The organism is Nostoc foliaceum FACHB-393, assembly GCF_014698505.1.
GTDB lineage: Bacteria > Cyanobacteriota > Cyanobacteriia > Cyanobacteriales > Nostocaceae > Nostoc > Nostoc foliaceum_A.
Genome location: NZ_JACJTD010000142.1, coordinates 1 through 5813, shown reverse-complemented (window position 1 = coordinate 5813; position 5813 = coordinate 1). Strand labels below are relative to the sequence as shown.

5 protein-coding genes and 1 pseudogene are annotated in these 5813 nt (G+C 40.8%); 4 read left to right on the top strand and 2 right to left on the bottom strand.

Annotation, left to right across the window (positions count from 1 at the left end):
• Positions 1 to 938: pseudogene (locus tag H6G92_RS37970) on the top strand (hypothetical protein); the annotation flags it as partial.
• 17 nt (positions 939 to 955) lie between these two features.
• Positions 956 to 1621, top strand: a complete 666-nt coding sequence (locus tag H6G92_RS37965; protein ID WP_190901915.1) for a hypothetical protein — start codon at positions 956 to 958, stop codon at positions 1619 to 1621.
• A 39-nt stretch (positions 1622 to 1660) separates the two neighbouring features.
• Here H6G92_RS37965 and H6G92_RS37960 read toward each other — a convergent pair whose 3' ends face one another.
• On the bottom strand, positions 1661 to 2245 hold the full coding sequence (locus tag H6G92_RS37960) for a TetR/AcrR family transcriptional regulator (RefSeq protein WP_190901913.1): 585 nt from the start codon (positions 2243 to 2245) through the stop codon (positions 1661 to 1663).
• A gap of 140 nt (positions 2246 to 2385) precedes the next feature.
• Between H6G92_RS37960 and H6G92_RS37955 the strand changes: the two genes are divergently transcribed.
• On the top strand, positions 2386 to 2889 hold the full coding sequence (locus H6G92_RS37955; RefSeq protein WP_190901911.1) for a GNAT family N-acetyltransferase: 504 nt from the start codon (positions 2386 to 2388) through the stop codon (positions 2887 to 2889).
• Between the two features lie 153 nt (positions 2890 to 3042).
• Here the strand turns inward: H6G92_RS37955 and H6G92_RS37950 are convergent, their stop codons facing one another.
• A complete protein-coding gene (locus H6G92_RS37950; protein ID WP_190901917.1) occupies positions 3043 to 3609 on the bottom strand; it encodes a D-glycero-alpha-D-manno-heptose-1,7-bisphosphate 7-phosphatase in 567 nt (188 codons plus the stop codon).
• Positions 3610 to 4009: 400 nt separating this feature from the next.
• Between H6G92_RS37950 and H6G92_RS37945 the strand changes: the two genes are divergently transcribed.
• Positions 4010 to 5813, top strand: a 1804-nt coding sequence (locus H6G92_RS37945; RefSeq protein ID WP_190901909.1) for a DEAD/DEAH box helicase, incomplete at its 3' end; no start/stop codon positions are given.

Here is a 5813-nt window from a genome sequence, read left to right as displayed (position 1 = left end):
TTGCTAAGAAAGTTACCAATATGCTGTGGGTTGGTGTCCCTGGTTCTGGCAAGGGCATCACCATTAGCAATGCAATCGATGCTATTAAGCGACTGCATCCTGGCATACACATCTTTTATATTGACCCCAAAGGTGACGAGAAAGAAACCGGTTATTTCAAAGGTCGTGTTGATACTTTTAAACGGGCTAAAATCCTAGAAATGTCCCCGGTCGAAGCCGTTAAATGGGTCAAAGAATGCTTTACCGAATTTCAAAATATCTCTGGCTCCAAGCTGATTATTTTGGATGAAGGTACGGCTGTCTGTTCCAAATTTAAAAATACTAAAGGTGAAATCGGCTGGCTCAAAGACAAAATCATCTCTTACTGTTCTTGCGGTGATAGTTCCGGTTGGCATTTCTGGATTGTCGTACAAAACCCTCACACTGATGACTTGGGCATTTCTGGCGGACTGCGATCGCAGTTAACGTCCGTGGCGTTGGTTCATCCTGATAACGTCCCAGCTTACAATGCCATGATTGCCACTCAACTCATCCCCAGCGATCGCAAGATTACTTCAACTCAAGTCATGGAGATTGCTGCACAATCACCAGTCGGTCGAGCAGTTTATTACGGTGGCATCAATGAATGGATACCAATGCCTCTGTTAAAGAATTTCTCTGGTTATGACCGGGATACCAAAAACTTTATTGACTCTGCACCAAGTAATAAGCAAACCTCTCAAGCTGAAACTAAGGAGTCAACCACACCAACAACCCAAGCTCAACAGATGTTGGCGCTCTTAGAGAAGACGAAAGCCAATTCCATTGATGAGTTTATCCAAACCGAGTTGAAATTAGATGGAGTTCCACCAGAGCTGATCCGAAAAGGAATCGAAAGATTGCTTCAAAATTCACATCTTAAATACAAATTCGACAGTTGCGATAGTAATCAAAATTAAAATTTGTTGAATAACTTATGCAAGATAATAATCAAACCAACTTCCCCTCAAAATCCTCAAGCTCTTTAGAAAAATTAACGACAAGTGTTGTTAACTTTATTAACAGTCTCTCTCAAAGCTTTAGACTATCAGAACGCGAACTACTAGTTCAAAAACAGTGGCTAAATAATATGCAAACTAGTAAGCTTCTCAAAGAACAACAGGATTTCATCAATGAAGCTAATCAACAGATGCCTATACTGTTAACTTCCAAATCAAGATTAATAATTCTTGAAGCAATACTTGTCACTCGTGCCAGAAATGGACAACCTATAGATGATTTAGTGAAGGCAATTGAAGTAGTCAAGAAGAACGTTATTGAGATAGATATTCAGCCCAATCTCAATTTAGAAAAGGAGCAAAAAATTCAACCTCAGAAAACCAAAGATACCCTAATTACACATCGTCATCAATACGAGTTACCTATTTTGAGCGAAGTTGGTAATTTAATCGCTGATGCCCGAAATTTTATATTAATTGTGCCTTTAATTGCGGCTCTATCTGCTTTGATTTTGCCTTTTACTAACCCAAGGATCTGCGATTCTTGGCAGAACGCTACTGGCACTTATGAAAACAAAAGTTTGTTTTGTCAACTTTTAAATGATTTGAATCGTTTTTTTCAAGACTATCAGAAACTCAAATAAATCTTTTAGCTCTGGCAACAATCGCCGGAGCGTCGGTGTTTAAGATGGTGTCAATAAAGCGTTGATATGCCGCCGCACGAGATATTGTTGTTGATCTGCGGAGAACTGTTCAGGATAAATGACAACACCAGTGCCAATGCCATCCACTAGGGCAATGAGTGCATTGGCTTCGAGGGTTAAATCAAGATCGGCTCGAATCACTTTGGCTTTTTGTAAGTCAGCTAACTCTTGACAAATAATCTGCCGTAAGAAGTCATAGCGTTTTCGGTGTTCCTGGACAAGGCGTTCGCGCCCGATAGAATAGCCCAAAAATGCCGTCCAAACCTTCCAATCAGCTTTGTCATTGTCCCCCAGAGGTAGAGCCACAAAAATCATCTGTGCTAGTCTGTCAATTCCTTGCCGTGCCTCGGCACAGGTTTTCATGTCCTCTAAGACGTTTTCAAACACCTGTTCTAGGGCAAATAGGGTGAGTTCTTCTTTATCTCGAAAGTAATGGGTAACAACCCCGGTCGAAGAGCCAAGCTCTTGCGCTATCGCCCGCATACTAGCACGATCCAATCCTTCACGGACAATCACCCGCCATGCCGCTTTAGCGACTTCAATACGGCGATCGTCATAACTCATAGCTCTCCTCGGTTTACAGCAACATGAAACAAGCATCTTGACATCTTATCACAACAGTTGTTATTTTTTAAGAAAACATAACAACTGTTGTAATATTTTCTCCAGAGGCTAACCTGTTTTACACGCACACGGAGTTTGCGATGATTCGACCGACCATACCCGATGACACGACTGCGCTGATTGCTTTAGCCGACGCAACCGGACTGTTTGAACCAAACCAACTTGAGGAACTTGGCGAAATGTTGTCTGATTACTTCGGTGGTAGCAGCGACAGCGATTCTCTACCAGACGACAAGGCTGAACACTTTTGGATCACCGATGATGACAATGGAGCGGTCGGGGTCGCTTACTGCGAGATGGAACGAATGACTGATCGGACGTGGAATCTACAGTTGATTGCTATCCGACCTGACAGACAAGGACAAGGACGTGGTGCGACCCTGCTACGCTACGTTGAGCAAACATTGATGAGACGCGGCGGGCGTATACTACTGGTGGAAACATCAGGTACGCCGGACTTCGAGCGCACGCGAACGTTCTACCGCAACTGCGGTTATGAAGAAGAAGCACGGATACGCGACTTCTATCAAGCGGGCGCTGACAAAATCGTTTACCGCAAGGCGCTGTCTGCTCAAGAGCAGTAAACGCTTGCTTGATCTGACTGCTATCATTGTTAGAGGAGAGCGATGCCTATGGCGGGCTACGCCTACGCACCTGGGCAATTTAACGACGTTTGATAGCACTAAATTTTTCTAAGTTTCTGTTCCAGCAATTTCTATAACTTTATGCCAGAAATCTTAAAAATTAGATACTGAATGCTTACGTATCACCTGTGCTGCTATTGAAAGATTAACCAAAATATAGTCAGCAATTCCTAAACGAGACATTTGGGGCTGAGACTGATTACCCTGAGCTATCAAAATCGTTTTACACCCTGCACTATGTCCAGCTTCTACATCACTGAGATTATCGCCAATAAACCAAGAATTTGCTAAATCTATATTTTGTTCGCTAGCTGCACGTAAAATCAAACCTGGTTTTGGTTTACGGCATTCGCAAGCAATTGCATACTCAGATATTACACCATTTGGATGATGGGGACAGTAGTAGAACCCATCTAGCGATAGATCCGCTTTTTCTAATATTTCATTCAATCGCGCTTCCACTCCCGCCAAGGCAGATTCTGGGAAATAATCCCGTGCTACTCCCGACTGGTTAGTAATCACAATTAATTTATATCCAGCTTTGCTAAGTATTTGTAATCCTTCAATAGCACCGATTTTCATTTCGATTAATTGTGGATTAACATTATTTGGTACATTTTCAATTAAAGTGCCATCTTTATCTAAAAATATCGCCGGCATTTGAGATTGCGAATTTAATTTCTTAGTTCGATGCCAAATTTTCTGATTTTCCAAGAAGTATATTTCCCCATCTTAAATCTAATACTACTTGTAAAAGACGACAACGGTGTTGCCGTGTCTCCCGTGAGCGATTACATCCAGCATTATCGCACAGTATAAAACTCGCCAATATAATAAAGCAAGTATAGTCATTACAACAGTGGCGAGATTTGATATGCAGTGCATCACTTCTAGGTTATTATCTTTATAATTTGCTCTTGATGAAGTAAAATCGCATCAACCCAACTCAAAATATCTTTGCTACTTTTAGAATTGGAATTATCGGTATCTTAACTTGAAGAGCTTGTGGCATAATGAGCAATATTACCACGGGAGAAAAATCATTGTTGAGGTAAATTAAATGCCTGTTACCTACGAACTTAGAGATTATCAACATCAGTGGATAAAAGATATTTGGAATTCTTGGGAGAATGGTAATAGGCGAGTGCTTGCACAACTCCCGACAGCCGCCGGAAAAACGGTGTGTTTTGCACATATTTCTCATAAATTCTTTGACCAAGGAAAGCAAGTTTTAGTCATTGCCCATCGGATTGAGTTGATATCTCAAGCTGCCGAAAAACTAGAGCAGATTATCGGTGAACCAGTTGGGATTATCAAAGCAGGTGTTCTGGCTAATCCGGAACGGAGAATCCAAGTTGCTAGCGTTCAAACGTTGAGCAGACGAGAGGTATTAGAGTTGCCAATTAACATTGGACTTTTGATATTAGATGAAGCGCATCATGCAACTGCTTTATCTTATCGGCGACTAATTGAACATTATGAAAGCGCCCAGATATTAGGTGTAACTGCCACTCCTCAGAGAATTGACGGTCAAGGTTTTGATGATTTATTTGATGATTTGGTTATTGGCATTGACACGGCTTACTTAATTCAGGCTGGGTATTTAAGTAAGTTTCGATTATTTGCAACGAATCAAACTATCTCTACTCTTGGAGTTGCAAAATCTCGTGGAGATTTCAGAGCCAAAGAGTTAGCGATTGCCGTCACTAGCCAGATTGGTGTTAGTGAAATCCTTGAGAATTACTTTAAATATGCACGAAATCTTCGTACAGTTATTTTCGCCTGTAGCTTAGAACATTCTCGTGCCCTGGCTGCGGAATTTTCTCGTAATTATATTAGTGCCGAACATTTGGATGGGAAAACTCCTTCACAAGAGAGATTAGAAATATTGCAGCGTTTTCGCAATGGCACTACCCAAGTAATTACTAATTATGAAATCTTAACTGAGGGCTTTGATTGTCCTAATATTGAGTGCGTCTACTGTGTCCGTCCGACTGAAAGCTCTACTCTCTGGCTGCAAATGCTGGGGCGGGTTCTAAGAACTTACACTTTAAAACCAACTGCGGTAATTATTGATATTACCGATAATTGGAAAAAGCATGGGCTTCCTGATGAAGCCCGCAAATGGACTTTATTGCCTGAAACTATATCAGAAATACAAAACAAAGGCTTAATTCAATGTGAGCATTGCACTCATATTTTTAAACCGCTAACTGAAGAATTAGCTAATTTTAATGCCGAAGTTGACGAGAATGGAGTGCTGATTCAACATCACCAAGCTATTTGTCCAAGCTGTGGTCAAACGATTGATTTTACAACTATTGAAAGTCCTGCAAAGCCAAATTTTAGCAGAATCCGACTTAGACAGGGTTTTAGCCTTGATCTTACAGAAATTGACCTTTCTGTTTCTATTTACAGATTAGACTTAGTTACTGATACGATCCGAAGGCAAGGTTTACGGGGTGCGAGTCCCACTAAAATTTATAGCGTCATTTTCATCGCTTTTATTGAAAATATTACTAGATTTACTCTTGGAGATTGGCGCGAAATCGTTAAAATGGTTGAGCCATCCCAATCAGCAATTACCAAAAAAGCATGGGAACTGTACAAGGAAGCTTTTGAACGACATAAAAACCGCATCTTGGCTATGTCTTTTGTTGAACAGAAAAAGCTAAAACAACAAGGCAGTAGCAATGTGGCGACTAATGTAACGACAATAGAAGCTCTTGGGCAGTTGGAGAATAGTATATTCTGGGAACCAAAACCACAGGAAAAGTCATCTAAGTTCAAAAAGAATTTAGGCGATAATTATTTTAAAATGAAGTACAAATCACAATGGAAACAATCTTTAACTTACTGTTCAA